This window comes from Pseudomonas sp. ChxA (genome assembly GCF_030263855.1).
GTDB classification, from domain to species: domain Bacteria; phylum Pseudomonadota; class Gammaproteobacteria; order Pseudomonadales; family Pseudomonadaceae; genus Aquipseudomonas; species Aquipseudomonas fluorescens_CB.
Window position 1 is genome coordinate 251,305 of sequence record NZ_JARPMK010000005.1, and the last position, 26,288, is coordinate 277,592.

37 protein-coding genes are annotated in these 26,288 nt (G+C 54.1%); 1 reads left to right on the top strand and 36 read right to left on the bottom strand.

What is annotated here, in order from left to right:
- Positions 1–25: 25 nt before the first annotated feature.
- The 8 genes from P5706_RS35825 to P5706_RS35860 form a co-directional block, all read right to left on the bottom strand.
- Entirely contained in the window at positions 26–1,690 is a 1,665-nt protein-coding gene (locus P5706_RS35825; protein ID WP_285685465.1) for an SNF2-related protein, read from the bottom strand.
- Entirely contained in the window at positions 1,687–2,043 is a 357-nt protein-coding gene (locus P5706_RS35830) for a hypothetical protein (RefSeq protein ID WP_153045973.1), read from the bottom strand. Before P5706_RS35830 ends, P5706_RS35825 begins: the two co-directional genes overlap by 4 nt.
- 170 nt (positions 2,044–2,213) lie before the next feature.
- Entirely contained in the window at positions 2,214–2,633 is a 420-nt protein-coding gene (locus P5706_RS35835; RefSeq protein WP_153045974.1) for a hypothetical protein, read from the bottom strand.
- Between the two features lie 70 nt (positions 2,634–2,703).
- On the bottom strand, positions 2,704–3,687 hold the full coding sequence (locus P5706_RS35840) for a hypothetical protein (protein ID WP_078465947.1): 984 nt from the start codon (positions 3,685–3,687) through the stop codon (positions 2,704–2,706).
- A gap of 68 nt (positions 3,688–3,755) precedes the next feature.
- On the bottom strand, positions 3,756–4,256 hold the full coding sequence (locus P5706_RS35845; protein ID WP_161952147.1) for a J domain-containing protein: 501 nt from the start codon (positions 4,254–4,256) through the stop codon (positions 3,756–3,758).
- 35 nt (positions 4,257–4,291) lie between these two features.
- The gene (locus P5706_RS35850) at positions 4,292–4,546 is read right to left on the bottom strand and encodes a hypothetical protein (protein WP_078465949.1); all 255 of its coding nucleotides are present in this window, start codon (positions 4,544–4,546) and stop codon (positions 4,292–4,294) included.
- Between the two features lie 170 nt (positions 4,547–4,716).
- Entirely contained in the window at positions 4,717–5,094 is a 378-nt protein-coding gene (locus P5706_RS35855; RefSeq protein WP_078465950.1) for a hypothetical protein, read from the bottom strand.
- A gap of 45 nt (positions 5,095–5,139) precedes the next feature.
- On the bottom strand, positions 5,140–5,604 hold the full coding sequence (locus tag P5706_RS35860) for a hypothetical protein (protein WP_078465951.1): 465 nt from the start codon (positions 5,602–5,604) through the stop codon (positions 5,140–5,142).
- Between the two features lie 147 nt (positions 5,605–5,751).
- Here P5706_RS35860 and P5706_RS35865 point away from each other — a divergent pair, with 147 nt between their 5' ends.
- Positions 5,752–6,558, top strand: coding sequence for a cold-shock protein (locus tag P5706_RS35865; protein WP_078465952.1), 807 nt, complete (start codon positions 5,752–5,754; stop codon positions 6,556–6,558).
- Between the two features lie 162 nt (positions 6,559–6,720).
- Here P5706_RS35865 and P5706_RS35870 read toward each other — a convergent pair whose 3' ends face one another.
- The 28 genes from P5706_RS35870 to P5706_RS36005 form a co-directional block, all read right to left on the bottom strand.
- Positions 6,721–7,695 (bottom strand): hypothetical protein, encoded by a 975-nt coding sequence (locus tag P5706_RS35870; RefSeq protein WP_078465953.1) that lies wholly within the window; start codon positions 7,693–7,695, stop codon positions 6,721–6,723.
- A 254-nt stretch (positions 7,696–7,949) separates the two neighbouring features.
- A complete protein-coding gene (locus tag P5706_RS35875) occupies positions 7,950–8,510 on the bottom strand; it encodes a hypothetical protein (protein ID WP_078465954.1) in 561 nt (186 codons plus the stop codon).
- Positions 8,511–8,577: 67 nt separating this feature from the next.
- A complete protein-coding gene (locus P5706_RS35880; RefSeq protein WP_078465955.1) occupies positions 8,578–10,518 on the bottom strand; it encodes an AAA family ATPase in 1,941 nt (646 codons plus the stop codon).
- On the bottom strand, positions 10,515–10,931 hold the full coding sequence (locus P5706_RS35885; RefSeq protein ID WP_153045976.1) for a hypothetical protein: 417 nt from the start codon (positions 10,929–10,931) through the stop codon (positions 10,515–10,517). The genes P5706_RS35880 and P5706_RS35885 overlap by 4 nt, the downstream gene beginning before the upstream one ends.
- An 83-nt stretch (positions 10,932–11,014) precedes the next feature.
- Positions 11,015–11,386 (bottom strand): hypothetical protein, encoded by a 372-nt coding sequence (locus P5706_RS35890; protein ID WP_078465956.1) that lies wholly within the window; start codon positions 11,384–11,386, stop codon positions 11,015–11,017.
- A 2-nt stretch (positions 11,387–11,388) separates the two neighbouring features.
- Positions 11,389–11,871 carry a DUF2968 domain-containing protein gene (locus P5706_RS35895; protein ID WP_078465957.1) on the bottom strand — a complete coding sequence of 161 codons (483 nt, stop codon included), beginning with the start codon at positions 11,869–11,871 and terminating at the stop codon, positions 11,389–11,391.
- A gap of 86 nt (positions 11,872–11,957) precedes the next feature.
- Positions 11,958–12,497 carry a hypothetical protein gene (locus P5706_RS35900; RefSeq protein ID WP_078465958.1) on the bottom strand — a complete coding sequence of 180 codons (540 nt, stop codon included), beginning with the start codon at positions 12,495–12,497 and terminating at the stop codon, positions 11,958–11,960.
- Between the two features lie 30 nt (positions 12,498–12,527).
- Positions 12,528–12,773 (bottom strand): hypothetical protein, encoded by a 246-nt coding sequence (locus tag P5706_RS35905; RefSeq protein ID WP_078465959.1) that lies wholly within the window; start codon positions 12,771–12,773, stop codon positions 12,528–12,530.
- 586 nt (positions 12,774–13,359) lie between these two features.
- Complete coding sequence (locus P5706_RS35910; RefSeq protein ID WP_153045977.1) at positions 13,360–13,734, bottom strand: hypothetical protein; 375 nt, start codon at positions 13,732–13,734, stop codon at positions 13,360–13,362.
- Positions 13,735–13,888: 154 nt separating this feature from the next.
- Positions 13,889–14,332 (bottom strand): hypothetical protein, encoded by a 444-nt coding sequence (locus tag P5706_RS35915; RefSeq protein ID WP_078465962.1) that lies wholly within the window; start codon positions 14,330–14,332, stop codon positions 13,889–13,891.
- 25 nt (positions 14,333–14,357) lie between these two features.
- Entirely contained in the window at positions 14,358–14,678 is a 321-nt protein-coding gene (locus tag P5706_RS35920) for a hypothetical protein (protein ID WP_078465963.1), read from the bottom strand.
- A 680-nt stretch (positions 14,679–15,358) separates the two neighbouring features.
- Positions 15,359–15,514: a hypothetical protein gene (locus tag P5706_RS35925; protein ID WP_161952148.1), complete on the bottom strand. Its 156-nt coding sequence runs from the start codon at positions 15,512–15,514 to the stop codon at positions 15,359–15,361.
- Positions 15,515–15,875: 361 nt separating this feature from the next.
- A complete protein-coding gene (rpoH, locus tag P5706_RS35930; protein ID WP_078465964.1) occupies positions 15,876–16,745 on the bottom strand; it encodes an RNA polymerase sigma factor RpoH in 870 nt (289 codons plus the stop codon).
- Between the two features lie 51 nt (positions 16,746–16,796).
- Positions 16,797–16,985, bottom strand: a complete 189-nt coding sequence (locus tag P5706_RS35935) for a hypothetical protein (RefSeq protein ID WP_078465965.1) — start codon at positions 16,983–16,985, stop codon at positions 16,797–16,799.
- Between the two features lie 31 nt (positions 16,986–17,016).
- On the bottom strand, positions 17,017–17,286 hold the full coding sequence (locus tag P5706_RS35940) for a hypothetical protein (RefSeq protein ID WP_078465966.1): 270 nt from the start codon (positions 17,284–17,286) through the stop codon (positions 17,017–17,019).
- Positions 17,287–17,387: 101 nt separating this feature from the next.
- A complete protein-coding gene (locus tag P5706_RS35945; protein ID WP_161952149.1) occupies positions 17,388–17,540 on the bottom strand; it encodes a hypothetical protein in 153 nt (50 codons plus the stop codon).
- Positions 17,541–17,838: 298 nt separating this feature from the next.
- Positions 17,839–18,105 carry a hypothetical protein gene (locus tag P5706_RS35950; protein WP_078465967.1) on the bottom strand — a complete coding sequence of 89 codons (267 nt, stop codon included), beginning with the start codon at positions 18,103–18,105 and terminating at the stop codon, positions 17,839–17,841.
- Between the two features lie 76 nt (positions 18,106–18,181).
- Entirely contained in the window at positions 18,182–18,757 is a 576-nt protein-coding gene (locus tag P5706_RS35955; protein ID WP_078465968.1) for a hypothetical protein, read from the bottom strand.
- 90 nt (positions 18,758–18,847) lie between these two features.
- Positions 18,848–19,201 (bottom strand): hypothetical protein, encoded by a 354-nt coding sequence (locus tag P5706_RS35960; RefSeq protein ID WP_078465969.1) that lies wholly within the window; start codon positions 19,199–19,201, stop codon positions 18,848–18,850.
- Between the two features lie 46 nt (positions 19,202–19,247).
- Positions 19,248–19,883, bottom strand: a complete 636-nt coding sequence (locus P5706_RS35965) for a hypothetical protein (protein ID WP_078465970.1) — start codon at positions 19,881–19,883, stop codon at positions 19,248–19,250.
- Between the two features lie 542 nt (positions 19,884–20,425).
- Positions 20,426–20,758, bottom strand: coding sequence for an Arc family DNA-binding protein (locus tag P5706_RS35970; RefSeq protein WP_011923151.1), 333 nt, complete (start codon positions 20,756–20,758; stop codon positions 20,426–20,428).
- Between the two features lie 396 nt (positions 20,759–21,154).
- Positions 21,155–21,511: a hypothetical protein gene (locus P5706_RS35975; RefSeq protein WP_078465972.1), complete on the bottom strand. Its 357-nt coding sequence runs from the start codon at positions 21,509–21,511 to the stop codon at positions 21,155–21,157.
- A gap of 955 nt (positions 21,512–22,466) precedes the next feature.
- Positions 22,467–22,778: a hypothetical protein gene (locus P5706_RS35980; RefSeq protein ID WP_078465974.1), complete on the bottom strand. Its 312-nt coding sequence runs from the start codon at positions 22,776–22,778 to the stop codon at positions 22,467–22,469.
- Positions 22,779–22,798: 20 nt separating this feature from the next.
- Positions 22,799–23,281 carry a hypothetical protein gene (locus tag P5706_RS35985; RefSeq protein ID WP_078465975.1) on the bottom strand — a complete coding sequence of 161 codons (483 nt, stop codon included), beginning with the start codon at positions 23,279–23,281 and terminating at the stop codon, positions 22,799–22,801.
- Positions 23,282–23,625: 344 nt separating this feature from the next.
- Positions 23,626–24,315 (bottom strand): hypothetical protein, encoded by a 690-nt coding sequence (locus P5706_RS35990; protein WP_011923146.1) that lies wholly within the window; start codon positions 24,313–24,315, stop codon positions 23,626–23,628.
- 67 nt (positions 24,316–24,382) lie between these two features.
- A complete protein-coding gene (locus P5706_RS35995) occupies positions 24,383–24,709 on the bottom strand; it encodes a hypothetical protein (RefSeq protein WP_011923145.1) in 327 nt (108 codons plus the stop codon).
- 50 nt (positions 24,710–24,759) lie between these two features.
- Positions 24,760–25,677 (bottom strand): hypothetical protein, encoded by a 918-nt coding sequence (locus P5706_RS36000; RefSeq protein ID WP_011923144.1) that lies wholly within the window; start codon positions 25,675–25,677, stop codon positions 24,760–24,762.
- A 136-nt stretch (positions 25,678–25,813) separates the two neighbouring features.
- A complete protein-coding gene (locus P5706_RS36005; protein WP_078465977.1) occupies positions 25,814–26,143 on the bottom strand; it encodes a hypothetical protein in 330 nt (109 codons plus the stop codon).
- Positions 26,144–26,288 lie beyond the last annotated feature (145 nt).

The following is a 26,288-nucleotide window of genomic DNA, read 5'->3' on the forward strand; positions in this document are numbered from 1 at the left end:
GACCTGGCCCAGCGTGGCAGAACCCTTAGGCTGCCTGTTGAGCGTTTTTAGGCAGATAGCGCTCTACCAACAGTCGCATGCGGCCTGTATCCGGCACATTCGCCTCAAAGACTCGGCCGGGGTCAGTGATACCTGTGCCTTGTGCAGCCTTAACTCCCAAAAGTTCGATGATCGGAGGATCTGATCCATCCTCTGACACAAGGAATATGGATAGCACAGGGTTGGGCTGACCTTCGCGGTCTAGCCTTCCTGTGACCTGCTCGTGCACTTTGGGCGGCCAGTCCAGTTCACCGTGCAGCACAACACTGCATCGAGCCTGTAGCCCGTCGAGGCCTGCCCCGGAGCGCAGTGACAGAATCAGAACATTCGACTCTCCCGCTAGGAAGCGACGTTTGGATTCTTCCTTCTGCTTGGGCGACTCACTCCCCGTGTACATAACGGGGTTCCACTGGGCCAGCTCTTCATTCCAGATGTCGTAGACGGCCCGATGCCAGCCTGCAAGAACAATGGGCACATTGTCCTCCAGAAACATGCGCGCGTATTGAGCAATAAATCGAGCCTTCGAGATGCCAGTGGCCTGGCGCACGAGCATGTCGAGCTCTCTGCCGGCCTGACCACGCTCTTCGAAAGTGCCAGTTTGGTACCTAAGGGCTAGCTTTCGAGCTATCTCTTCGATCGACTTCAGAGCCTTCTGATCATGGGCAATGTCCTCAACCATCGTGCTGACCTGGGGCAGCTGTCGTCCTACATCCTCTCGCGTGCGCCGCAGGAAAACCTTCTGTTCCCTAAGGTAAGATCCCAACGCCTCTGGGTCTGATACGTGCTGGCCATCGCTACACCACTCTCGAATGAATTCTCCACGAGTACCTAACACATCGGTCTGAGGGATCTCGAAAATATTAAAGATCTCAATCCCAAAGTTGTACACCGGTGTTGCTGATAGGCCCAATCGAAAGTCCACATTCTGGGCGAGCACGTTCGATGCTTCGCCTTTGACGCTCTCCAGGCCTTTGCGAAGGCCGCCGATCTCATCCCAGCAAGCTGATTTGAAAAAACGACTTCTGAACATATCAACCCACCCGGCCAATTTACCGTATGTGATGATGTAGACGTCGCTGGGCGGGAGGTCGTAGGGCGTTCCGGTCCGGATTATGTGCGCCGACAGATCAGAGAATTCCTCTACCTTGTTCAGCCATTGTTTCTGAAGGTGAGTGTCCACAACCACTAACCCGGGTCTACATGCCGGATTCAGCAGCCACATCACGGTAGCCGCCGTTTTCCCGAGTCCGATGTCGTCCCCCAGCAGAAGTGTGCCGGTAGCGTGGGCGAGTGCAGCAGCTTGCATTTGGTAAAGCCGTGACTGGCATGCGGGCTTCAATCCTGAGCATGGGGACGGAACGAAGCTGGGAAGGAGGATCTGTTCGAGTTCAGCCTTCCGAGCCTGAAAGCCTTTGCGGCCCTTTTTCAAAGCCCTGGCTGCAGAATCCGAAATGTCGAGAGGGTAGCGACTGGCAAACCATTCAAGATCGCTGCAATGCTCCAGATCATTAGGGAACGTGAAGCAATCAACCTGAGTTTTCGATACTCGCGGGAAAATCTGCTTGAGACGGATCGCTACGTGCGGAGCTAACCCCTCAAGCAGCCACTGACGTTTACTGTCTGTCAGGGTCAACTTGCCATAGGTATTCATCGCAGCCACCCCCGGCCCATTGAAGCGAAGATGGCGGGGGTGTCACTGATCTGCGGTGGAATGGCAATTGCTGTAGCGCTGAGCAGGATGATCCCGTCCACGCTTTGGTGCTTTGAATAGCGCTCTAGTTGGCGGAGGATCTTCATCCGTTGGCACCGGGTTTTCATTTCGAGAACGATTGAGAAGCCCGATTCTGAGATAAGAAAATCGGGGATGTCCTGGGCTGAAAGTCTGTGTTCGCGTTTGATGTCAAAACCTGCGCCGAGAAGTAGAGTCTCCATTTGGGCTTGGGCGACCTTCTCATCTTTCATCGCGACGCGTTGACTGGAGCAGAACCTGACAATCTTGGACATGGCTAGTCGAAGAGCCGTTATCCGCTCGTCATTGTCGATAGCCGTGCCCACAACGGAGTGTGTTGGCATATGTGGTAACCATGGGAGATAGTCGTTCAAGTACACCTTAACGACGGGCATCCGGCTATCCAAAACCCATGCATGAAAATTCGCCAATGCTTTGTGACTACTTAACAGATTTCGGCAGCCTGCTCTCGCGAGGAACTGAAATTACGGGTCAGAGCATTGCGTTTCCTCGCTGCAATGCGTTCTTGGATACGGGAGCGGGCGGCCAGCCGTTCTTCACCAAAAGACGGCAACGCTAAGCCCAGCAGGTGGAAGCGCAAGCGTTCTGCTGCAGTCATCCAGTCCAATACTGTGCATCCTGCAGAATCACCCGCCATGTAGTGCCCTGAAGGTTCGGCCAGTCCTGCGCGGTCACCCGTCTCGTACCTGGATTTGGATATCTCAGTTAAGGAATGGCGCTCAGCCGTAATAGCGTCGACACTCAGTGATGAACGGATTTCTTGGGCATGGGCCTCATCGCTGGTTACCGCGGTAGAAGGCTGCGGTTTAACTTCCAGCACAGAAGTTGTAGGTATGTATTTCATGATGAGCCCCGATCAGTGAGTGATTGATAATCGGGGTGTAATGGTTGTGGCAGAAGCCCATGTGGGGTTATCAGTGCATCAATGCCCGGTCCATATCCACTTTGACGCCCGCCCAAGCTTCGAGCTCCCATCCTGATCCGAGCTTCACTCGATAGCTTGCCTCAACCTCGCCGCTTGTGAATACGGCCCGACCATCACCAAAGTGAATGCAGGTGAACCCTTTGTACGGCACCAGGTTTAAGCAGTGTTTTTTCATGTCGACATCTGAGGGAACGTAGTGCTGCTCAACCTTCACCATTTCACCGTCAACCTCACGCTGCCAGACGACCACGGAGCCCTCTTCGACAACCACCTGTAGCGTTTCCTCCTCATCACGATAGAGGACGCCGTATTCCTCACCAAAGGCTAGAGTGCTGCCGGGCATCCAAGGTCTGTGTTGAGGGGCTGCCGTTGTAAGGCTTTGGCGCGTACTGCCTGACTTCAGCTCCATGAGTGCATCCGTGGACCATGCCTGAAGGCCGATACCCCGGCGAGCAAGCAGGTCAACCAAGGCCAAGTGAAGGGCAGATGCAGCATCAGCTACTACGGAGTCATCGTTGTCTGAGCTCATGACCTTGTTCAAGCTACTACCAAGTTCATTAAGATGTTGACGAACACTCTCAACCGAACTGTATGCGGTCGGTACCGCAGCTTTGCGGAACCGGTTAAACAGAGCATGCACACTCGCCTCAAATGAGGTTGGGAGTGGTGCCAGACCGACGTACGCGTCCTCCCGGCGGGTCACGGCTCCCGAGTCGACATCCCCAATCAGGACATACTCACGCTCGCCTGGGTATTGGGCGATGGTGAATAGAGGATCACCCGCCAGGTTGTCTCCGGAAGACGTTTGGTAGGACAGGCTGAGCAGCTCAATAACAAGCGCTGTAGGCCGGCCGATGAAATCCTTCATCAGGGAATAGAACAAGATCTCAGGGTCTTGGCTGTCGTGACTGGAATTGGAGTAGAGAGTGGCCGCGGCCGGGTGGCCAATCTCATAGATGATCCGTTTGCCCATAAGTTGAAGCTCCATCTGGTGAACGTTTAGCCATGATCAATTTTGTGCTCGGAAGCCGACAGACCTGGTTAGAAAATGACGTCTTTGAATAGGTAGGCAGCTACGATAACTTGGAGCATAACAACGAGGTGTACCGGCCGGTTTAGCAGCCACCTGATTGTCGGTGGGGTGTTCTGATTGTCCGCTACTCGTCTCATCATCCGACGCAGCTTCTGCCCCATCTGAGTGTTCGCCACGAGGTCTAGAAGTCCGGCGGGGTTCGCAGAGATCGGTGCTACGCGTTCGGGAATATGTGGGGCGGGACGCGGCTCTTGCTCAGTTCTGTGTGATTTCGCTGCCAGTGCAGACTTGCGTGCTGCCTTCAGTTTTGCATCGTAAACCGAGCGTTTATCCGGTTCAGAGAGTATTTCATAAGCATCTGTGATGATCAGAAATATCCGGCTGGCTTCCTCAGCGTTGTCAGAGTTCCTGTCAGGATGATAGCGCTGAGCGAGGACCTTGTAAGAAGCCTTGATGATTGCCTGATCTGCGTTCTCTTGGACCTGCAGGTTGTGATAATGGGTACGCATATTCGAAATCATGTCTTCTTGGAGAGTGCAGGCGGCTACTGACCACCCATCGCGGGCAAAAGGATCCAATGATAGATGCCGTTCATGTTTGTCAGCAGGAAGCAGGCTTGCAAGGTGAGCAGCCAGCGAGCTTTTATTCTACCGGCATGACCAGCAAGCATCGCGCTGCTCACCAAGAACAACACGTAACCGTAAGAGGAGTAGGTGACATTCAACGACAAGAGCACAGCCCCGGAGATTCCTGCGACAGTGCCAGCTTTTTCCAGAAACCGCGTCAGGTCGAATGTCATTGTCCTGCCCTCATGAGTTGGTAATTGGATTGTGTGTGGAAAGGCTTTGTGCCACCAGCCAAAACGAGGCAGCATTTTCAGGACTTCTGGTTGTGTGGCGTGGTCTTGAGGAATTGAGCTCCCCTCGAACCGTCTGGCGTGGCGAAGCGATAAGCAAGAGGGGAGGTCGGTCAGGTTGGGATTCGAGCGATCTTGAAGAAACACTGGTAGCTATCCCACTGCCTGGCGCTGGCGTATGTGTCGGCCAACACTTCAAGTGCGACGGTGGGAAGAGACTGCACGTTTTCAAATTGCAGAGAACCGGGTTCCTGGAACTCACCGTGCCCTTCAGCGGCAAGTCGTGCAGCGCATGAATCAAACAGCGATTGATCTGCAGTGATATGTGGGAGGGCATACCCAACAAACCGCATCAATGCCGCGTGGGCCGAAGGGTAGAACTCTGGGCCAATCAATCCATCCGAAATGTTACCAAGATCGTGAACATCAGCAAAAATCAGGACATGAGCTGCAGATGCTGGCTCATTTTGTAGTGTTGAAGTAGCTGTCATGTTTCCTCCAGATTAAAGGAGCCCGCAGGCTCCACAGCCATCTGTTTATTCAGCGTCCGGCTCGAACTCTTCCCACAGGCCGAGTTTCACAAGCAGGGCTTTCAGCGCGATGGTAGATGCCTCTGGATCAGTCCCCTGCTCAACGTCGAGCACAGCCTCACGAGCGGAGCTTGCGAGCTCCCGCAGTTGATCTCGAAGGGAGTTCGCACACACCACTGAGGTGTGAGTGCCGGGGATTTCAATAGCGATGCTATCTCCCTCAATCTCACTCCAAACTGCTTCGCTAAGAAGGCACTCGGTGCCATCAGAGTCCGCGAGGTAGACATCATCACCCACCTGCTGAGTTTCAGATGCGTCCCAGTTCAGCTGCGAGCCGCCGGTAAACTCGAACTGCGTCTTGCCGGCCTCTTTGAAGATCTGCTGAGGTACGCCAGCTGGAATGAACTCGATGGTCTTTTCCAGGCGCAGGCCTGTAGTTGGGTGATATGGGAAGAGTGTGGTGGTGGACATGGTGACAGCTCCAGTGCGTGTTTGGTGGAGCCATATTCATGCCTCCTCGCATGTGCCAGAACCCCCTAGCAAAAGAACAACCACGTTTAGAGTTGTGTCAGCTCAGTGCCGGTAGAATCCCCCACATCGGATTTAAAGGATGTGTTTGTGGATCAGGAAAATATCGCTGCCGGCAGTATTGAAGGTGAGGTGATCAGTTTTGTTGCCTCGAAAGGCTACGGTTTCATCAGCGGTGATGATGGCGAGCGATATTTCGTCCATCAGAAGGACGTCAAGGGTGGCGAGCCTCTGACATCCGGCCAGCGAGTGACCTTCGTTCCTACTCCGTCCCCCAAAGGGTCGAAGGCCAGGCATGTTCTTCCAGGAATCGGACCAACCCTGATTTATACCAATCCCGACAATTTTGTTTGGTCGAAATCCGGTGCTCCGAAAGGGATGGAGGTCATGATGATCACCGGGGATGGCTGGGCACAGTCGAACGATCCCAATCTAGCACGCGGGATGTTGGTGGCTCAGGCTCAGGAGAATGGCGCGAATGCTGTGATCTTTGCTTCGCTTGAGAAGTACACCGACTCAGCCGCATGCAGTAATTACCGCTTCACCATGCACCGCTTTACAGGTCAGTACGCCATTGTGAAAGTCGTCAGACTCAGCTCAGATCCAGCGGCCATCATGGAGTCTCAAGCGCAGATGCAGGATCTTCACGACTGGTGGCAAAGCAAGACAGTCCCTCGAAGCGAAACGTGGGAGCTGTCGGCAAACGAAACTAGATTGATAGAACCCGCAAAGGTCAAGTTTATCCTGGGACTAATTTGGTCTTGGTCACTAACCCTACTCAAGATACTTGGGCTTTCTTGTCTGTTTTTTTACCGGCAAGGGGTGAAGTTCATCAAGGGGCGGTTGGCTGCTGACCGAATTGAAGACAAAAAAAGGCCGGATGACCCAGGGGAGTAGGTCATCCGGCTCAGGACCGCGGAGGGGACGCGGATTACTTAACACGATGAGACTGGGTGTCATCCTTGGCACCTGTTCTACAGAGTAACGGCTTGTTCTTGAATGACCACCCAAAACACCCATTTCTTTTTCGTCGCGCGTCTGCCGCTGTACGGGCATGGTTCAACCAACTTTCGCCGAATCGCCAGAAACTTCGCGCGCCTTCTTCACTTCAATCCCCAGTTCAGTAAGGTGGGAAGCGTTGTCTCCACTACGGCACCCGCTAACCAGACCAAGATTTGATAATCCAGCCATGACCATGCCGTCACGATGACTGGCTGCGTCTATTGCGTAAAACAGCGCTTGGGCTTCTCGTGAGTCTAGTAGGCCAGCCACTCGAACTGGATCCGGGTAGCTGCCAGATCCGTCGCATGCACGGCACTTGTAACGACTCGTCCAACCGATCCGCTTGTCCCCAGCACCATTGCACACTGGACACGTTTCGACTTGAGGATCTGAATCAGCCTTTCCAGCAAGGTGTGCGCTATAAGCCCCATTAAAGGTAAGTGACACGATTTCGCATAGTTCGCTATAGGTGTCGGCCTGAAGTGTCCCTTGGTTAGCCGGAAGGATTGTAGGGCCGCCGCCCCACCGGTCGCCGATCTTGAAAGTGATCTGTGCCTGGCACGCCTGCAAATCCAAGTGAATTTCGCTGTAGAAAGAATCCCCGGAAGATCCCAGCGGCCGGAACACATAGGCGGTGATCCTGCGACTACCTCGTTGTGCTACTTGAAGCACGCTTGCGTCGACGTCGTAGCCGATAACGTGGCCCCGCGGAAGCAGTAGTGAGTTCTTCAGTCTGGGGAAGACTTCATTCGCGACCTGGCGGGTGCTATCTGCGATATTCGAGCGGATGGTATTGAGCAGCACCTCTTTCGAGAAACGACCCATCATAGATGCAACCGTAAAGCCACTGTGCTTGGCCTTAGTAAAGCGTCCGTCCTGCTCAAACGAAACGCCCGCCCGGGCGTACGACATATCAGCGCAACCCAGTGATTCAAAACACGCAGCGCGGACACGGGTCGCTAGCATTTCGGTCTCGCGCTCATCTAATTTAGGTGGAATGGTGCAACTCGATTTGCTGGTGGCAGTGTTCATGATCTGGATCCTGATGGCTAATTGACTGAGGCCAATGATCAAGCTAGTTGCGGCGTGCCAGAATCGCAGGCCAAAAAAAACCCACGCCTGGGGGTGTAGGCGTGGGCCGATAAATTTAGGGGATGCCCGAAGGCTTCGAAATCTCCAGCAACGTGCTCAAGGCCGTGAAGCTGGTGACTTGCATGCCCACCCCTGGGCAAATTGATTAAAACATCACTGTGCCAGCACAACTACCCAAAACACGTTGCCAAAATTCAATGGGCATGAGCCCTGCTGCGAGGTCTATCACTAGGGTGGCGTGCAAGGTGAGCTTCCATCGCAAGTTGGGCTGCGTTGGTGACTTGATGTGGTGTCATTAACTCAGCTTGGATTGCACCTGCTTGAACGAGAACGTGTCCGTTGGAGCGGGTGTTCCAGTCGACCACAACAACATGTACGCCTGGAACCATGGTGTACGAGGGAAGTGTGCCCCAGAGACGTGTTCCACGGGTGAAGTTGAACATGTGAGCCAACAGGTTTTGCTTGTCTTCTTCTGTAGCACCTGATGAACGGGTATCGAAAATCGCTAATTTGTTAGCGTACTCATCACCGGCGTTCAGGGTGAGAGAGGACAGGAAATCCTGTGGTAGGCCATTTTCATAGATAGCTTTCAACATTTGGCCGTGGAGCCTGCAACCAGCCTCGTAACCGTACGAGTAAATCCATACGGGCACAAATTCGAGATTTTCTGCTGGTAGGTTTTCATCAGGGGCCCACCCTTTTGCCAGCACTTGTTGCATCATCTCCGCGGTCTTTGGTGTGCTTCGTTCCGTCATACAGATGCCTCAGTGATTAGGTGAGTGCCTATGATGGAGTCCTCCACGTAGTGCCAGAACCGGGGGGTCAGGATTTTTTGGATTTCGCAGACAGATCCGTAGCCCAATCACGAACCTCTCCAGGCACGATTAACTTGAAGCGTGCCCGAGTGCCGCCGGTGTAAATGGCAGCCAGCGCTTTAGCAGCGCCCATTCGGTCGCCGGACTCAATCCTCGATAAGAGGTCAGGTGCGAGCATTACAGTGTCGACCTCTGCGTTTCGAGCATCCGCAACTCGTCCGAGTTTGATAGGGGCGCGGCCAGTAGCATCGAGCCACAAAAGCGATGCTTCGAAATCGGTGGCTTTGTAACCCTTCTTGAGCATGCGTTCTATACGGATAAAGGCCAGGTCATCCTTGGCCATGTCCTTCACAAGGGACGCCCAGCTTGTGTACTTGAACAGTGCACTGTGCGACGGCCGAACGCTTTTGTTGAACAGCTCGATGCAATCAAGCACGAACAGCCTGAACGCTTTGTCTGCGCCTGGCAGAAGACTGAATTTTGCCCCGGCATTGCCTAAGCGCTGGAACCACTCGAATAGGCCCCATTCGGAGTTGCAGAGTATCGTGGCCGGCTCGGTTGGGATCTCGGCGTTGTCGTAGTAGATGACTTTGGTGTCACGCTCTCGACTGCCCTCCATGTGGGCAACTCGAACCACTGGATTCTGGTCGATCAGGGTATTCACTACACCCTCAATCTGCCTACCTGCCCTTATGGAGTGAACGACCTCGCGGCTTCGGGTAGCCGGCGAGCGTTTGCTCAGGTTTCCATCCAGCCTCTGGCATGCGTCGCCGAGAGTGATCACGGGCTGTGGGCAGCGATCCAGGAATGCGCACATGGGCCACGTGAGGTCATGACTCTCGTCAATGATGATGTGGGTGTAGCCCGGGTCTATGAACGTATCGAGCGCCAGCGCCAGGTGCTTGATTCGGTGGTAACCACGCAGAGGCATTTCAATCCGAGGATCCGTAGGCTCTATAGTTTGTTGCCAGAACACTTGGGCATATTGAGCTAAGGCGATTTTATCCAACTCGGATAGTTTGGTATCCAATGGGGGGATGTGGCGAGTATCTAGCGTTGTGTCCCGACTAAAACAGAACCTCATCACCATGCGGTTGCATGTCTGGGCCACTTGCCAGGGTGCCATTGAACCTACTGGCCCAAACCCAAGGCGCTCAGCAGCCAGTGAGGGTGCGAGCTGGTGGGTAGACCATGCGCGCTTACCTGCCCGGCGATATGGCTTGCTCTGGTCTCGCTCAAGACACTCGGTAGCTAGTTGCCCGAAAGTCATCCCAGTTACACGATTTGGACCAATGCGAGCCATCAGGGCTTGGAGCTGAACCTGAGTGTACGCTAGGAGAAGAGGGCGATACCTGCTTAGGCTATCGACCATCCGCTCGATCAGATAGGTTTTCCCTGTCCCCGCCAGTGCCTGGACGTCCATGCTCTCATCAAGCTCACCTCGAAAAACGCTGAAGGTGCGGGCCTGCTGGTTAGTCAGGGTGAACTCTTTCCCGTCATTAGTAACAAATTTCTCAGTGAAGGGATTTAACTGGGCTGACAGCTGGCGCTTAAATTCAAAATTCCACTCCCCATTGGGGAAAACAAAACCGCCCTTTGAAATCAGCTCGGGATCTAGAAGACGTGCGGGGATTCGTTTAAGGTCATTTAGGCCTGTATTGAAGTTATCTCGGTTGAAGCGCTCGGCCATAAGCCGACCAAACTCACCCTGGCCGTTGGATCGCTCAACCTGAATGCCGATGCTGATGAGTTCGGCTAGAGCCTTCTCGGTTTTGTCAGCTCTGAGGTTGTGGCCAGCAAAAGCAGTTGAGTTCTGGATTACAGCCGCACTAGCGATTTCATGAACTGACCATTGGTGGAATAACTCAGCCGACCGTGAGTCCACAGCAGCAAGTTCCTCGGCTTTGTCGATTTCCAGCGGTAGGAAAAGAGTAAGTTTCGGTGTCATTGTGCTGAGCTATTTGACAGCGTCGATTGTGTGTTCAGATTCATATCTTGGCCTTCAATCGTTAGTGAGACCAAGCTGAAGGGACCATTCAGTGCTGTGGCTTCCAATACCGCGGTCCAGTACCCAGGTGTATCAGCTGGTAGCGAAGCCAACTGGTGCACTGAATTATGGTCCGGAGAGTGTACAACTTGTAGGCGTAACAGGGCATCCGGGCCTTTTTCAAAGATTGAAACCTGGAAAATGTCCATTCTTTCGTTGAATGGGCTTGCCACGTAATTCTTTGACCCAGCAAGCGCCTCAAGAGCGCGTATCAGACGCGCGCCCGCACCGAGATATCCATAAAGACTGAAAACTGCCATTACGGCCGCTTCGCGCACTATGTGAATTTCGGAATGATTGAGCCGGTTATGCATGGGAAATGCCTCTAAATTGATGAGACACATTGCCCCTGATCACAGTGTGGCAGAAGCCGTGCTTGTCGATCATGGGTAAAGCTTCAGGGAATGAGCTTTATCTCAGCATCGTCAGCCCAATCAAGCAGCTTGGCTAGCTGCTCGTTCAGATCATCAAGGGCTAAACCTGGTGGATCCTCTGGGTAGCCAAATGGCTTGATTGCATCAAGGCCGTCGATGATGGCAGCCAGATCAAAATCGAAACTGTCACCACCCTCAAGCAGCCATTGGACAGGCAGCTGCTGGCGCAGAGTCAGGGCAATGTCGGATGCAGCTGCGGAGCACTCCCGATCTGTGACCGCCCGGCTGTGCCGGGTGAACACCGAACGAATCTTCAGGGTGCGCGGGGCGGTGCGAGTTTGCACCTTCACACCGAAGGTGATGCTATTGCGTGTCTGAGCGGCAAACGTACCCATTTTCAGATCCAAATGTAGGTTTTGGGGGATTCGGGCTTACCGATTGCGGCCAGGCGACAACGCACGGCGTGTAACTGAACATTCAAGGATGCCAGATCAGCGTTTTCAGCTGAACCTCGAACCAGAACCGCTTTTTGGATGACGGGATCGGCTTCCATCTCAGCCGCTCGCCGACAGAGGTCTTGCCGCAGCATTACGAGGTGTCCTTCTGAAAGGTCAGCAATTGGTGTTGCCAGGGCCTTCTCAAGATCTTGCTGCCCTATCCGGGCACAGCTACGCACAAAGTGGTGGCTGTGACTCATCATCTCAGCCCGTGCGTTAGAAGAGATCATTCCCCAGAAATCACTCGCCAGGCGGGTCAGAATGTTCTTGTTGATGCCCTGAATGTCTTGGGCAGAAATGACCATTTGCTGAGTCAGGTTCTGAATGAGCTCTTCGTTGCTTTCGTACAGGGCTTGGAGTTGGGGCGGGCTTGGGTATTTCATGTCAGGCTCCGTTGAATATGAAGCCAGCATGCGGCAACTTGGTGCGTGCCAGAACCGGGTGGTGCGTTGAAGCCCTACTGTTGCTCTCAACCAACTAGCCGAAGTCCTTGGGTGACTCTCTCAGCCCTTACAAAGGTCTGGTGAGGGTGCTCCCCCGCGTCCACAGAACGAATCAGCACTTGAAATGCGGCCTCGATTGACCCGATGTCAGTAATCGCTTTCGCGGATTGAAGGTCCGAGCGGACACGATCCATCAGCCCCCAAAGTACGGGCTGGAGCTCTGGGAGTGAATCCACCCAGTCATCTTCCATAAGCATAGAGTCGACGTCATACCCTAACGAGGCGCCCAGAGACTTCATCCATCGGCTGAAACGTCGGACAAACAGGATGATCCCCAGGAACTCCCGGCTACCAACGCTGCGGTACCAGCCCGCTCCGCGCTCGGGGAACATGGCCAAGTCACTTGTGAGCATGGCGGCGATGTGTTCGGGCGGGTGTGCTGCCCGCGCGGGCATCGGCAGGGCATTATGGATTGCCTGCGTGAGCATGTTGACGTCGATGAAGTAGTAAGTGACCAGCTTCTGAGACCAGACGGCACGGTCGTACTGGCTGTTGAATTCGGTCATTTGTTGGTACCTCAGCTATGTGTTCTACGCTTATGCCGGCAGAGTTGCTAAAGGGCCTGCAGACGGATAGTCATGCTGGACCATATGGAACAGTGGGTTTTGGCCCACATCAATACCGGTAGCGTTGACATGCGCCTCAAGCGCCAGCATATCGTTGCGAACCATCTTCGCCGTGGCCAGAATTACGTCAGTGCCCTGAGCCTGGGTCTTCGCGATCAGCTTTAATGTTGCAGCTGACGCGACTGCGGCAAGCAGCAGAGTGGTGGTGCGGTTCATTGGTGAAGCTCCTGAAATCTGAATTCCATCTTTGCCGGTGTGCTGAAACAGTAAGGATTGGTGCACGATAGGTGCCGGGTTTCTATGCTGTTTCCTTGGAGTTAAAGCACCGCTTGTGATACCACTGCCCATTGATCTTGAGCTGTTCGCCATGGACATCCTGGACCAATCCGCAGCCAGGTATATTGTCGCCAGCTGCGTACTCCCGTGTAGGCAAGGGCATTCCGAAGAGAGCATTCCCGCCTATCAAGTCCTGGGGCCGGCTCGTGGACCACTTACGGCGTAGCTCAGCAACGCCGCTGGTATCCCCAAACTGGGTATCGGCAACATACTCAGCGTTCTTGAGCCACATCCCCCGGGACAAACCATCGAATGTGTGGCGGATCGATTGGTGGCTGTCCCTTAATACCCTCTCCGTGGCCCTGAGCAGGCCAGATAGGGTCTTGTAGGCGGTTGGATGTCCCATTACGCATTACTCGTTCTGAATTTGAGCGGTAAGTCTTAACCGTAAACAGATGTGCCCCAACCCTCACAGAAAGATTCTGCATGCGGAATCTTTTTATCCGCCCCCAGTGTGTTCGCTGACCTATTCCCGGACGTAAAGGGTGAGGTTGCTCTCTTTCGGAATCGGGAAGGTGTTGATTGGAGCCAGGGCTTCAACCTTTGCCATCGTCATATCCCCACGCGCCGACTTTAGGCAGACGCGCTGATCAGCTTTTACGACCCATCTCTCATTCGGTTGGCCGGCTGCTATTTGAACCAGCTTCCCCATATAGGTACAGGAAGATGCTGACCCCACTACCTTGAGGACAACAATTCCATTCATTCCCGAGGTTATTGGCTGGAGGTTCTGTACCTCCAACGTTTTAGCTGTTGCATAGGCCGGGAGGGCAATCATCATGGCGGAGAGAGCTACTCGCCTCCATGGCAGGCGAGCTTTGTTAAGGGTGGGGCTTCTCATTAATACGTACCTGACGTTAGGGCCGACGCATGATGAGGTTCGGAGGGGCAAGGACAAACCCAAAATGGGGTCGCGGTTTTCAGGATAGGTAAGGCGGTTGTGCCTAACCTTCCCCCAAAAACAGGGCGAGCCCTGCTAGTGCGGTCTTCGCGTTCTATTTAGCGATGGGATACCAAGTGTAAGGGTCGTTCTGCTTCATGCCGGCTCGGACAGCTTCAAGTTCTTGATGCGCCTGCCAGGCTTCATGAAGCTCTGGCTCAGGCAGGGTGTTGGTTGTATGACTCACAGTCCCCCAGACATGCTTCACAGGGTCGTAGCCCACCAGGCGCGCCACCTGTAGGTCAGGGTAACTATCCGGCAGCTGGACTCGCTTAGCCCCACGCTTTTTGCTTTCAACCTTGAGCTTTACGACTAGGCGAACCTGAGCCACCATGTCATCAACATACACCGTCGTTTGCTCGCGGTAGGTGATGGAGCGCTTATTGATCTGCGGCTGCAGGTCAAAGGATAGGCTGACAATCTTCGACAGATCTGTGATGCCGGCACTCACCAGTAGGGAAGAGGAGAACAGTGGGGTTTGCTGTGCTGCTGACTTCATGGGGTCACCTGTTTGGTTGATGGGCCTATTGTTTGGCCTTACCAGGTGTGGCAGAACCCCTGTTGCGGATATTCTCCAGCGCCATATCCATCAGTTTGGAGAGTGTCATTCCTTTTGAAACCAGATGTTCAAGATCTGCTGTTCCGATTCCCTGAGTCAGGTTCCAAAGTGCGGCGATCCGCCTTGCGACCATCTCTTTGGTCTCATCCAGTTGTTGGTAATTGTACGTGGCCGTGCAAAGAGGTATTTTCCCCCCGTTCAAACGAACCGTACGGTATCGATGGCCGCCCACTTCTGCCGTGTGGTTGACCATCCGCTCGATGGTTTGGTCCGGATCGTATGACATCGCAGCAATTCCTAGAAGTGATTTACTCCATTGAACCGCCGATGTTGACGTGCCAGAACCGGGGACAATCAACCTATGGTTTTATGTGGACTTGGTAGGTCGCGCTGGGAGTCTGAAACGTAACGTTCGTCTCGACGGGTTCGCCTTTAGCCCGCATGGTTACGCGGTTATAGGGTGGTACAAGCTTGCCTTCCCAAGCTTGGGAGTTACCGACGCTGACCGAACTTATGGCCTTCCCGTCGCGGGTGCAAAGATCTTTTGACGATAAATCCTTGGCTGTGACTACGTTGGGCTGAACAGGGTTAAGCAGAACGCAACCCCGTGCTGGGTTCTGGGCAAGTGCGGGCGTGCAGGTAAGCAAGAGGCATAGCGCGGCTGCTACGGCTGGATCGGACATGAGGTATTCCTGACTTCTGTCTTGGCACATGGCCTTAGCTTACACGCGTGCAGCGAAGGACTTTGCATTAAAGCCTGGCTTGAACCTGGGGCTACCAACATGAAGCTAGAGCTGTCAGAGCGTGGCCTTACATAGGTTGGCCGCTTCCTCGGCGCATTACCCTTTGAGTAGCAGGCTGAGGAATTCATCGCTCGCCGTTCGCCTCAAGCTCGCGTCAGGTGTCACCGTCGATCTCTTCATGACCTTCGGAGCATTTTGATCCTGATAGGTGAAAGTTGACCTGTTAGGTCTGGAGCGCTGGCTCAGAAGGTACCCATTGAACTGGGGTTTGTTGCCGGCGGCCACCGTAATTGGCAATGCCATAGATGCCTTTGCACTCATCCGCTGTGATGATAGTGATGTTCAGGCGGGCATCTGGAGAGAACGTAACCTTGTTCATCCTGGGGCTCCTTTTGTGAGAACCGTAATTCTCAGTCGGAGCCCCGCGTGCCAGAAGTGGGTAGGTTTAAGCCGAGAGCTTGGCGGCTATTGCCAGTGCTCTTCCGCGGCGCCGTACCAGGGCGTTATGCCCGCATCGGTGATAGAAGTTGTCCTGAACAAGCCCCGCATGCCCCCCGAAGCGAGGCGCTGACCATGTCCAGAGTAACGTGAAGGCTCGCACAGCCCGTGAGCTGAACCTTCGATTACCCACCCGGCCTGTTGTAGGCGAGCGCTCGACTTCCGCCAAGGTGGCACCGCTCCTGAGCCAATTTGCCAACTGAATTTTGTCTTTGATTTCCAATTTGAGTCTACCTTCAGGGTTACGCTGCCAGAGGAATGGCGACCTTGAGCTTGGCTAGGGCCAGCTTTTCGATTTGGCGGATACGCTCAGCTGATACGTTGTACTTGGTCGCCAAGTCATGGAGTGTCGCTTTGCTCTCCGAAAGGAATCGCTGCGCAAGTATGTCTCGGCTGCGCTCGTCCAAACTGTTGAGCGCCTCATGCAAATCATCTGTCGAAGTGTCGGCCTCACTCTCGTACTGATGGGCAGGATCGTAACGGTGGTCTCCAATCTGATGGGCCGGGGTGAGGTATGCCGATTCATCATCTGCATCTGCGGCAGGGTCAAACGACGTGTCGTTCCCTGCCATGCGCGTCTCCATCTCCTTAACGTCGAGTACGCTCACATTGAGGGTGTCGGCGATGTGCCTCGTCTCATCGGCAGTAAGCCAGTTGCGGGACCGGGGTTGCTTGCGCAGATTGAAGAACAGCTTTCGCTGAGCCTTCGTGGTCGCCAGGCGAACCATTCGACCGTTGCGGATAATGAACTCGTTGATCTCTGCGCGAATCCAGTGGACTCCGAAAGTGATGAGTCTGACCTGAGCTGCGGGATTGAATCGCTTCACGGCTTTGATCAGCCCGATGTTGCCCTCTTGGATCAGATCGCTTAAAGGCAACCCATATCCTGAGTAGCTTCGCGCGATATGCACGACAAAGCGAAGCTGGGATGTAACGAGTTGGCGCGCTGCGTCCATGTCATTGTGCTCTACAAGTCGCTCAGACAAACGTCGCTCTTCCTCGGCACTCATGTTTGGTATCGAGTGAATCACGGTCAAATAAGCATCGAGGTTCGATCCCGGGACCATCGGGATCTGGGCTGCCGCCTTGGTAGATAGTGTTGAAGTGTTCAATGTTGCATTCCTGGAGAGAGTGGTGGCCCGCCGTCCCGGCGGGCAGTCTACTTAGAGAGCGGCAAGCTCTTCATTGATGATGCATGTCAGCTTGTCGCCATGTTCCTTGCGTACAAGTTCGCCAAGCATCGAGGTGTATGCGGCCTTAATCTCGTATGTTTTACCGTCGCTCAGCTCAAACACAATCTTCTGCTTGATCGATTTCCTCAGAGCCTTCAAATCCTCCAACTCTGCGGCCATAAGCCCAATAGCTTCCTCAAAAAAACCGAAGTCATTGGTAGGTACGGGCAGAGGGAAGTCGTCTCCCGGTGCTAGGTCGTAGCCTGATTGTTTGAGTGCAGAGCACACAGCTGATACCGCACTCGTCAGTGCATGACGTATCGAGGTGTCCCAGACCTTGGTCCACCAGATGCCCGACTTTTACTCCATTGATAATCAAATCGGCCGACCACATGCGGCCATCCATTCCATTCGCTGCCTTGAAGTTCTTCAGAGCGATGCCAGCCTGAATGGAGCGTTTGATGTTGTCGATCAGTTGCATTTTTAGTTCCCTCAGAAGTTGATGAGGGGATTGTGGGGTGAGCCTGGGTGTGCCAGAACCACCTTCAACTAGATTGGGATTGTCGCGCGAACTTGAGGATCCTAAGCCTTGCGCCAGAATGCGATTAGGCTGTCGGTGCCCCAATAGCAATCCTCTGCGAGCTTCTTGAAAAACTCCTTTCCGTCGTTGTAGCGGACATCAATCAAGCCAGTTACTGGGCGGCCTTTACGATCCCAAGATACCCAATCCTTCATGGTTTGTTCCTCCAGTTCCCGGAAGTCGGTGTCGAAAATGAAATTGCTGTTCGGCTCAGTCTATTGACCCAGGCGCTCTGAGTGCTACCCAAACTGGGGATCAAAACCCTCTAAACTCGGGTTTCTTTAGCAAGCAACGGCGCCGGTTGAATACGCTGGGTCAAATATCGCCCGATCAGGACCGCGGCCACAACATAAGCTACCCAAGACAAGCCCTGGGTGAGCGCCGGGGTTAAGGGGTCAACAGAGCTCACCATGCTAAGCAGCGCAGCTGCACTACTGCGCGCCAGGCAGTCCATCAGCAAGGCCAGCATGAAGATGCGTGCATCGGCCCAAGTAAGTGACCATTTCGCATTTTTGTCGGCATCGGGATACCAGTGTTGCGAGCCAGCTGCATCAGCGGGGTTACGACCAAAGATGCAAAAACCAATGCAACGGTTTCGTTCGGCGCTTCCTGAATCAGACCGGTATGCAGCAGGGCGAGGACGGCAACGTTCGATAACAGAATGCTCAGTACGAACCCGGCCCAGGTGTAGTTCACGCGGTTGCAGAACAGATATTTCATGATTGGCTCACTTTCTGGATGGCTAGAAGTTGAAGATTGAATGGGATTCAGGCATGCCAGAATCCCCCGCGTGGACTTAGGCTGCGATTTTGTCTGGCGTCTTTACCCACATGCCGCTCGCATTCTGGTAGCCAGCGGCGTGAAGCATGGTGCGGCCCAGACGTGTTGCCAGAAGGTAGCCGTCGTCTTCAATCCCTTGCAGTTCAGTTGTGAGGCCAGCCTCATGAAATGCTGCCAGGCACTCCTGCGTGGTTGTCTCGCGGTTGGCCATGGCAACGTACTGGTCGAAGGTCACACCAAGCTTGAGCATGGTGCCGTTAGCCTTGAGGAAGTCCAGTTCATCGACGATGTTGGAAGCGAGCTCAAGCTCTGCCCGAAGGCCCAGTCCAGTCAGCCCTAACTTCTTTTCCGTGATGCTGCAGGTGCTGTGCATGAATAAGATGCCCTCAACCCTCGCAGTGGCCGTAACGAAGAAGCGCTCTCCATGCCGATTGGTGACCAAGCAGGCAAAGACCTGTCCATCCAGGGAGTAGAAGAGGATGCCGCCAGCAAAGCGCTTGTAGAAGCCGCTCTCGTCACCCGTGGTTGGTGTCTCTGCAACGATCTTCGCCGCGGGAATCCACTTGTTGCCTGGGGTGATGATGTGTTCCATGTTGCGCTCCTGATTAGTTGATACCCCTATTAGAAGAGCGTCCAACGTGTGCCAGAAGCGGGCGGAACAGATTTAATTCACCCGGGTTTTCTAGCTCGCAAGAACCAATGTTGGGTTCTTCTTTCGATTCCGGATGTTGGCTCTCAATGCTTTAAGATCGGCAGCGGCGTCGTCGTGGTAATCGGCGATGACATAGCGACGACCACTGTCCGTCGTGATGATATCGGCACCAACAGTCTTGATCCGAGTTGTTTGGATGGGTGTTTCGTCTTCAAAGCCGATTCGGCCGTATGTGAAGCCGCCGGCCTTTGGCAGCAGCTGTGCACCATCATGCACAAGTCGAAAACCTGATATCACGCCATCGGCCTTTTCTTGTTTGGCACGATCGAGAGCGGCCTGGATGTGCGGGGCGTGCTTGGCGAACGGTGGATGATGCTTGCGCATGAAGACCTCCCTGATTTGGGGAGGGCGCCGGGCCCCCTGGTATGCTCTACGCGGCCACTTTGTTCTGTTCGAACCGCCAGTTGGCATGCTCGCCGCCTTTGGACTCCTGTTCGAGACGCTCGCGGGAGAAGTTAGTGGTGCCTTCACCCATGGTGATGCTTACCAGCTGCGATACGTGATCAGCAGTGAACTCTCCCTTGATCCCAGCAACAGTACGATCGGCGTCGTACATAGTCTGGGCTGGGATAGCAGCCAAAGTGGCCTCCATTGCAGGAACAAGCAGATTGCATTGCTGCAGGGTGGTGATCAGGTCGACATCCCGCTGGATGCACACCGCGCTCCCGCTCGCGATCAAGTCACACAGCGCCTGCATCTCAGAGCGTTGGCTTTGGCCGTTTGGGCCTCGCCCGTGTTGTCGAATGGCATGGTCTACAGCCTTTTGATAGGAACGCTCGGAAATCCCGTCGAGGACAAACGTTGCAGCAACTGCATATGCGCTTGCGAGCTTAGGATCCCAATAGGAGGTTGTGTAATCAGCGAGAAGGATGACCTTAACAAATTGCTCCGATCGGCCCTGAATGCAAACCCGAGCTCGAGCGCTCACATTTCGGACAACGCCTTGAGCGTTATAGAGATGAAAGGCCTGGTTGAGGTTTAGGGGGGTGGCTTGTGCTGTTTTCATCAGGACTTGCTCCAGTTAGTTAATGGAGCAATGGTCAACTGGTCTTTCATGTGGCAGAAGCCCTTGAGGTGAATTGCCTAATGGAACTCCTTGTCCTCCGGAACCGCCGTCGGCCAGTGCTCACAGCAACCCTTTCGCTGGCACCGGAGGAACTTTGAAATTCCCACTGCTGGCTCTTTGTCACAAAGCACTGTTCGAAGCCCACAGGCGGGATTTGAACCATCCAGCACGATGTGTGCTTTCTTGGAAAATCTGGTGTCTGGCCGGGAAAAAAAGCTGGCGTCTCGAAAAGCCGCTTTGATGATGTTTACGGAGGGCCCTGCGTCCTTAGCGATGACTCCTTCTTCGCCTTGGCAGCTATCACACAGTCCAATTTGTGAAGCTTCGAGTTCGGTCCAGCAATTGTCACAGTGCTCTAAATCGTGGTCCATACCTTTCTCCTTATTTCTGAGCGGGACGTCGGTGGTGGCGATTGATAGACATAAAAAAGCCCGGAGCTAGCTCGTTTTACGAGGTTCTTCCGGGCTTTGTGCGAGTTGGTGTTAGGCAACGCGCGACTGGGAAACTTCGGTTAATGCCGGCTTGATGGTCATCAATTCCAGAATGGCTTTCTGGTGCGGGCCATGCATGTTCCGGAAGGCCTTAATGAGTTGCTTCTCGCCTGCAGTCAGGCTGGAGGCATCAACCTGAATTGCGGCTGCTTGGGATTCTTCCGCCAAACTAGTCTCCAGGCGGGCAATGATCTCGGAGTTCATGCTTCGATGGTGTACTTTGGCTATGTCGGCAATCTGCTCACGCATTCCGTCAGGGAGGCGGACAACGAACTTGTCAGCTGTGCGGCTATTGAAGGGTGCTAGCTTGGGTGTGGTCATCATGTGTTCCTCTTTTCATGCCGTCGAGTTCGGCTCATGTCGCACAGTTTTAGGCTTGTTTGTGCGTGCCACCAGCACCCCGAAATATCATTATTCCGTATGCCTAGTGGCTAAATAGTATTGATATGGAGCCGAAACGCCAGCCAAAACAGGTTCCCGAATTTCAGGATGTTTTGGACGTGCTCAGCGCATTCACCATGATCCTGGTGCAGCGCTTACAGCTGACAGATCCGGCTACGGCATAGTTTTGCCCTGTGTCTTCAGTCAGGGTTACGCCGCAAAGGCTTGTTGTCCCGGCGGAGCGAAATAAGTGAGTAACGCACCCGCCTGCACTAGGTTCATACCGACAGTAGCCAATCCATGCGTCCGCTGGTTCAGGTACCCACAGTCGAGTGGCCTTCAATGCATTTGCCCGCGCTCGTTGAGCACTTGTGCAACCAACCGATTGTTGATCAGAACGTTGGCGACCAGTTGCTCGCCACGGTTACTGATGAGCTGCTCAAGGGCGTTCTGGCCCTGCAAAGCAAGCTCAGTGTCCACAAAGACTGGCGACTCTGTAGGTACCAGGGCTTCAAAGGGGATCTCAGCAACACCCATACCGGTGTGCAGCTCAGATACCTTGATGTGAGTGCTGGAGGAGAGGTGACGATGAATCGCGAAGGTGAAGGTCTCGCCGGCGATGTCGGAGTCAAAGGTAGCGAATAGCTCAGCAGAGCTTATGCCTTCGCGGGTGGCGAGATTGATTAGCTGGTTCAAGTGATGACTCCATCTGTAAGTTGATGGAGCCATCATCAGGTCTCCCAGCATGTGCCAGAACCACCTAGTGGGAATAATTCAGGAAGCATTAGTCCATGATTAATGAGTCATTCCAGGGGTGTTTGCTGGGTGGCTTTTAAATCTGAGCTGAGGAGATCGAGCCCTCGGAGTGGAGATACCGCGGTCCTGTGCCAGCTGGGTCCACTTATCTCCAAAGGTCTTACCCAGCCAGCTCTTGACGTAGACCTGGCGGTTCTCAATTTCCAGCGTTGCGGTTGAGCCCGGCATCACGCTGTAGGTACGTAGTGATAAGCAGTTGTCCTTGGTGACCGTAACAACCCGAACACGCATTTTGGGTTGAAACTTGGAGACCTTGAATGCGAAAGCTTGCTCGTCATGGCCAGACTCAATCAGGAGAGACTGGATCTGAAGAGCTGATTCTTTGGTGGCCGCCGTCCTGCGAAGTGAGGATCGTACCGTGGGGAGTCTGCGAGCGAGGAGTAAAGCTGAGACTGCGCAGCCGGCCCAGATCAGTGGTGCCTGGAACCCGGGTAGCAGATTAACTGCGGTCACTGCAGCTGTTGCGATGATTAGGGTCAGGTGGATCCGCGCTTTTCGCCTCTCTCGCCTGGATTCGAATCTCAAGTCCAGAGATGAAGCGATATCGACCCCTCTAGCTAAGTCCTTGCTGTCGAGAATTCCGGTTTTACTCATTTTTTTTGCCGGGAGGCGGATGCCCCCAGCCAATCCTGGTGGCTGCGTTAGGAACAGGTATATCTAAAAGATGGCGGCGATGCCACCGGAAATTGAATTCTAATATTGGCAATCGAGCAGGTTCTCGCAGGCTTGTTTCAAGCGGCCAACCCACCAAATTGCCAAGTCAAAGCCAGGGCGCATACCTTCACCCACGGGTTAGCAGCGAGTAATACGGACTGCGCGGGCTCACGCCACACAGTCAATGACCGCCATGAAGGTTTTCGAGTGCCTGTGGATCTGGATGCCAGCCTGCCAGCTGGCAGGCTGCATCGAAAGCTGCCATGTCACCGGAGAGGCGGAATTCGGCAGTCATACCCTGGATCTGATGTGCACGATCCTTCATGCCGCTCACGGTCACTGCAATCGAGTTACCGATGACGCTGGTCATTGCCGATGTGCGCAGGACGTCGGCAGATTCAATCATCTGAATTGCCATTTCGTCCATGCAGGCTGCGATGGCTGTCAGGTTGGTTTGAGCCGCTTGAGTGTTGATGGTTGGTGCCTGGATCATATTGTGTTCCTCTGTGTCAGTTATCGAGTGGCCGGGCGAGTAGTGCTGTGCGACCTTGGTGGTTCGTAGATACGGGCAGCCTTGAGCTCTTCTGTGGCGCGAATGAAGGCGGCAGCTTGTTCGTCATTTAGTGCAAATACACCGGTACCGCGCAGCGTTTTCAGTCCCGATGCGGCAGCCATTGCCTCGCCGTAGCTCAGGGTGCTCAGAACCGGCTTAACGGTGCCGTCGGCGGTGGACAAGTCCACTTCAACCAGCAGATTGTTGCCTGCCACTTTGAATCGTACGCTTGGCTGGTAATCGGGATTGAAGGAGGGCTGGTGGGAGCGCACTTCTTTCATTCCCATGGCCAGACCTTCAAAGAAACCTTCCGCCCAATGCGTGCACACCGTCCAGCGTGTGAAATCGTCACCGAAGTGGCTATACGCGTGCTCCGCAGATGCCACGGCAAGGCCTGCTCGGTCTAACGCCCTGGCCAACACTCTCTTGACGCTCTTCAGCATGGTCTCTGCCTCCTCAGTTGTTACCAAGTCATTGCTTGATGGAGTAATTCTGTGGCCATGTTCTGTGTGCCACAATCCCGCAGAATTAGCAGATAGGTGCTGCCGGCGGTGATGCATCCTTATCGGCCTGCCGTTTTGCCTTGCGAAGGCTCGCAGAGCGTTTTGACTGAGCCGACTTGACTGCCGCCTCAGGGCTGACAGCTTCAATTGAGTAGATATCGCACTCCGAATAGTCAGGATCGCTTGGCGACCCGCCATAGCTCCAGCTGCCATTTGGGAAACGAACTACCGTCCAAATCCTGCTCATGTTTGATACCTGCGTTAAGTGGGTGAATAAAATGCCGTTACCCGGCGAGTGCGACTTGTTGATCTTCAGCAGACCAATCAGTGATATTCCGGTAAGAGTTGACCATTGAGATCAACTCTTGTGGGATGACGACCGGCCTGACTGCACCCTTGCCAATTCGGACGAATCGGAGCTTTGCGGTGATGCGCTTGATGACCTTTTGAATGCCCGGTGTCCCCAACCGCCGGCGCGATGATTGCCAGTTCAACTCTGAGACTTCACGTGCCTCGCAAAGGGATTTCACCGCATATCGGGCTTGGTCGAGGATCGGGCGAGCCTCTGGTACCTCTTCAGACATCTCCCAGGCGGCCAGGCGGCATGCTGTGTCGATGCACATCCAGCCAGCCTCATTGAAGAGTGACTCATTCGTGCAGGTCGGATGAGCAGGAGTCATCTCTCGATAACTCCAAGAGCCATCCATGTAGTTGTGACTGGCGGTAGCCTTGAGAGCTGAGGGGTAATCGCTATTGACCCTACCGTAAACGTAGGAAGGGCCCGTGTACTGGATGACTGTGTAGTAGTCGGCAATGCGCTGAATCAGCAGTGCTGTGGCTCGACGGATGTTAGATGCAGTGACATCGTCGGCCATCCCCAGTTGAGCGCGCAAGCGGATGCGATCCAGGGGGGCAAGTGATCCAACATCCTTCGCCCCTCTCAGTGTTTGTGCTGAATCTGGTTGATTTCGCATGATGCGCCCTCTTAGTTGATGGTCATCATTGTCATAGTGTGTTGCGCGTGGCAGAAGCTCTTGAAAATTAAGATTCGCGAATTTCGCCGCTGGCCCTTGGTCCGTCAAAGTTCGGGTATTTGGAAACAAACACCTTGTTGTGGGCCTGGATCATTTCGGCGGCTTCGCCAGAGATCCCCCAGTGTGCCGGGAGGCAGCGTTTTCCAGTGAAGGTCGAGCAGGGGTCAACCAGTCCGTACTCCAGATCTAAGTCTTCGCTGCCGAAGCACACGAGCACTTCGGGCGCATCCAGTTCTGCGTACATGTCGTAATCACTGAGAGGGTAAGTGCCCCACTTCAATTCCGGGTGCATTTCCTGAAGAGTCTTGAGGAGTTCCTCGGTCGAGGGTGCCATTTCATTTCCTTGGTGCGCCAGCGGGCAGCTTATTGAGATTGTCGAGGGGCTCAAGCGGCAAAGCGTTCAATGCCGAGTTGATTGCGCTTGTTGCCAATCACGTTGAGCGAAACCCCAATCTCTGTGGCCAGCACGGAGTCTCGAACGGTACCTAGTCTTTGCACCTGTGCTTCAGTCCACTGATGCCTAGGTTTTGGGGTCTGAGCTTCGATGCTCAATGCGTTCCTCCGCAACATTACTGTCTGTAGGGTTACGCCCAGTTGATCTGCAGCTTCCCGATCGGTCATCGTGCCGAGGATTGCATCACGTTCGGGTGTCCAGCTACTGGCCCGACCACCAACGAAAGCGCCGATCTGAAGTTGCTGGCGCTTGTAGGCAACGGAGCTGCTCGAGATGCCTATCGCTGAAGAGACGTCTTTATCGGACATCGTCCCGAGCAACCTGAGGCCTTCCTCAGTCCATACCACTTCTTGTTGAGTTACCAGGGCAGGGATTTTAAGTTCACTTCTACGAAGGGTTACGCAGCTCCGGCTGACCCCAAGTAGTTTGGCCAGCGTCTTGTCCGGCATGGTGCCGAGCATCTTAATTTTGTCTTCAGTCCACTCAATGCGGGCGTGGGTGTTGAAAGCCGAGATTTGCAGCTGAGCCCGTTTTTTAGTGACACGCTTATTGCTCACGCCCCAGATCCTGCCGAGTTCATAGTCACTTTTAGTGCCGAGGAGTTTGATTCGATCAACCGTCCAGAACTTGACCTTGGGTGTAGATTGTTCTTTGGGAGCAGCCTTAGGCGCGGCTGGAAGCGCCCCATGCTCCGGGGCACCCTTGGACCGGGATGGCTTGATGTTGAGCCGAGTACGCTTGCTGGAGACGACACCAATGGTAATCCCAAGCTTTGCGGCTACAGCGCGATCAGTATCAGTACCGAGGAGCGCGAGAGCTTGATTAGTCCAGGTGTAGGTGGGTTTCATAAATGAGTCTCCGTTGAATTTCAGAATGGGCTCATTTTCCTGTCACCTAAGGTGTGCCAGAAGCGGCAACATATGAAATTTTCCTTCGAGAAAGCAAAAGCCCTCCACGTTGGGAGGGCTCATTCAATTCAAGCGGTCAGGCGGCCAGCGCAGCGTTCGGGCCGTAAAGAAACTCGGCCCCCACCACACTGATTCCTTTCAGCTCGCACATTCCGTGATTTCCATCTACCTCGATATCCAGGCCCTGAACCGTGTACGACACCTGCAGGTGCTCAAAGACTTGCTCCCCCATCACTTGATCAATCAGTGACTCAAGGGTGGGGTAGTTGCTCTTGAAGCCTTCCCACGTATCGGAAACCCGGCAGCAAGCTTCGACTCCATCGTCCATGGCCATGTAGCCGCAGTGGGTCTCGGTAGTACCGAGGGTCTTGAATTCGGTGAGGATGATGGTGAGAGAGTTAGCCATGTGTGGACTTCCTGTAGTTGAGTGATAAGTCATCTTCAGTCATGTCATGGTGTGCCAGAACCCCCAAAAATTGATCACTTCAGCTACGCAAGTCGGTGCCGTCCTGTGATCCAGTATCCCGATCGTTGGAATGTGTCTGGCCCAA

What these genes read in the sequence shown, in the direction of transcription:
- P5706_RS35825 (WP_285685465.1), bottom strand. Translation starts at nt 1,690, where the DNA reads ATGAATACCTATGGCAAGTTGACCCTGACAGACAGTAAACGTCAGTGG.
- P5706_RS35830 (WP_153045973.1), bottom strand. Translation starts at nt 2,043, where the DNA reads ATGTCCAAGATTGTCAGGTTCTGCTCCAGTCAACGCGTCGCGATGAAA.
- P5706_RS35835 (WP_153045974.1), bottom strand. Translation starts at nt 2,633, where the DNA reads ATGAAATACATACCTACAACTTCTGTGCTGGAAGTTAAACCGCAGCCT.
- P5706_RS35840 (WP_078465947.1), bottom strand. Translation starts at nt 3,687, where the DNA reads ATGGGCAAACGGATCATCTATGAGATTGGCCACCCGGCCGCGGCCACT.
- P5706_RS35845 (WP_161952147.1), bottom strand. Translation starts at nt 4,256, where the DNA reads ATGCGTACCCATTATCACAACCTGCAGGTCCAAGAGAACGCAGATCAG.
- P5706_RS35850 (WP_078465949.1), bottom strand. Translation starts at nt 4,546, where the DNA reads ATGACATTCGACCTGACGCGGTTTCTGGAAAAAGCTGGCACTGTCGCA.
- P5706_RS35855 (WP_078465950.1), bottom strand. Translation starts at nt 5,094, where the DNA reads ATGACAGCTACTTCAACACTACAAAATGAGCCAGCATCTGCAGCTCAT.
- P5706_RS35860 (WP_078465951.1), bottom strand. Translation starts at nt 5,604, where the DNA reads ATGTCCACCACCACACTCTTCCCATATCACCCAACTACAGGCCTGCGC.
- P5706_RS35870 (WP_078465953.1), bottom strand. Translation starts at nt 7,695, where the DNA reads ATGAACACTGCCACCAGCAAATCGAGTTGCACCATTCCACCTAAATTA.
- P5706_RS35875 (WP_078465954.1), bottom strand. Translation starts at nt 8,510, where the DNA reads ATGACGGAACGAAGCACACCAAAGACCGCGGAGATGATGCAACAAGTG.
- P5706_RS35880 (WP_078465955.1), bottom strand. Translation starts at nt 10,518, where the DNA reads ATGACACCGAAACTTACTCTTTTCCTACCGCTGGAAATCGACAAAGCC.
- P5706_RS35885 (WP_153045976.1), bottom strand. Translation starts at nt 10,931, where the DNA reads ATGCATAACCGGCTCAATCATTCCGAAATTCACATAGTGCGCGAAGCG.
- P5706_RS35890 (WP_078465956.1), bottom strand. Translation starts at nt 11,386, where the DNA reads ATGGGTACGTTTGCCGCTCAGACACGCAATAGCATCACCTTCGGTGTG.
- P5706_RS35895 (WP_078465957.1), bottom strand. Translation starts at nt 11,871, where the DNA reads ATGAAATACCCAAGCCCGCCCCAACTCCAAGCCCTGTACGAAAGCAAC.
- P5706_RS35900 (WP_078465958.1), bottom strand. Translation starts at nt 12,497, where the DNA reads ATGACCGAATTCAACAGCCAGTACGACCGTGCCGTCTGGTCTCAGAAG.
- P5706_RS35905 (WP_078465959.1), bottom strand. Translation starts at nt 12,773, where the DNA reads ATGAACCGCACCACCACTCTGCTGCTTGCCGCAGTCGCGTCAGCTGCA.
- P5706_RS35910 (WP_153045977.1), bottom strand. Translation starts at nt 13,734, where the DNA reads ATGAGAAGCCCCACCCTTAACAAAGCTCGCCTGCCATGGAGGCGAGTA.
- P5706_RS35915 (WP_078465962.1), bottom strand. Translation starts at nt 14,332, where the DNA reads ATGAAGTCAGCAGCACAGCAAACCCCACTGTTCTCCTCTTCCCTACTG.
- P5706_RS35920 (WP_078465963.1), bottom strand. Translation starts at nt 14,678, where the DNA reads ATGTCATACGATCCGGACCAAACCATCGAGCGGATGGTCAACCACACG.
- P5706_RS35925 (WP_161952148.1), bottom strand. Translation starts at nt 15,514, where the DNA reads ATGAACAAGGTTACGTTCTCTCCAGATGCCCGCCTGAACATCACTATC.
- P5706_RS35935 (WP_078465965.1), bottom strand. Translation starts at nt 16,985, where the DNA reads ATGGCCGCAGAGTTGGAGGATTTGAAGGCTCTGAGGAAATCGATCAAG.
- P5706_RS35940 (WP_078465966.1), bottom strand. Translation starts at nt 17,286, where the DNA reads ATGCAACTGATCGACAACATCAAACGCTCCATTCAGGCTGGCATCGCT.
- P5706_RS35945 (WP_161952149.1), bottom strand. Translation starts at nt 17,540, where the DNA reads ATGAAGGATTGGGTATCTTGGGATCGTAAAGGCCGCCCAGTAACTGGC.
- P5706_RS35950 (WP_078465967.1), bottom strand. Translation starts at nt 18,105, where the DNA reads ATGAAATATCTGTTCTGCAACCGCGTGAACTACACCTGGGCCGGGTTC.
- P5706_RS35955 (WP_078465968.1), bottom strand. Translation starts at nt 18,757, where the DNA reads ATGGAACACATCATCACCCCAGGCAACAAGTGGATTCCCGCGGCGAAG.
- P5706_RS35960 (WP_078465969.1), bottom strand. Translation starts at nt 19,201, where the DNA reads ATGCGCAAGCATCATCCACCGTTCGCCAAGCACGCCCCGCACATCCAG.
- P5706_RS35965 (WP_078465970.1), bottom strand. Translation starts at nt 19,883, where the DNA reads ATGAAAACAGCACAAGCCACCCCCCTAAACCTCAACCAGGCCTTTCAT.
- P5706_RS35970 (WP_011923151.1), bottom strand. Translation starts at nt 20,758, where the DNA reads ATGATGACCACACCCAAGCTAGCACCCTTCAATAGCCGCACAGCTGAC.
- P5706_RS35980 (WP_078465974.1), bottom strand. Translation starts at nt 22,778, where the DNA reads ATGATCCAGGCACCAACCATCAACACTCAAGCGGCTCAAACCAACCTG.
- P5706_RS35985 (WP_078465975.1), bottom strand. Translation starts at nt 23,281, where the DNA reads ATGCTGAAGAGCGTCAAGAGAGTGTTGGCCAGGGCGTTAGACCGAGCA.
- P5706_RS35990 (WP_011923146.1), bottom strand. Translation starts at nt 24,315, where the DNA reads ATGCGAAATCAACCAGATTCAGCACAAACACTGAGAGGGGCGAAGGAT.
- P5706_RS35995 (WP_011923145.1), bottom strand. Translation starts at nt 24,709, where the DNA reads ATGGCACCCTCGACCGAGGAACTCCTCAAGACTCTTCAGGAAATGCAC.
- P5706_RS36000 (WP_011923144.1), bottom strand. Translation starts at nt 25,677, where the DNA reads ATGAAACCCACCTACACCTGGACTAATCAAGCTCTCGCGCTCCTCGGT.
- P5706_RS36005 (WP_078465977.1), bottom strand. Translation starts at nt 26,143, where the DNA reads ATGGCTAACTCTCTCACCATCATCCTCACCGAATTCAAGACCCTCGGT.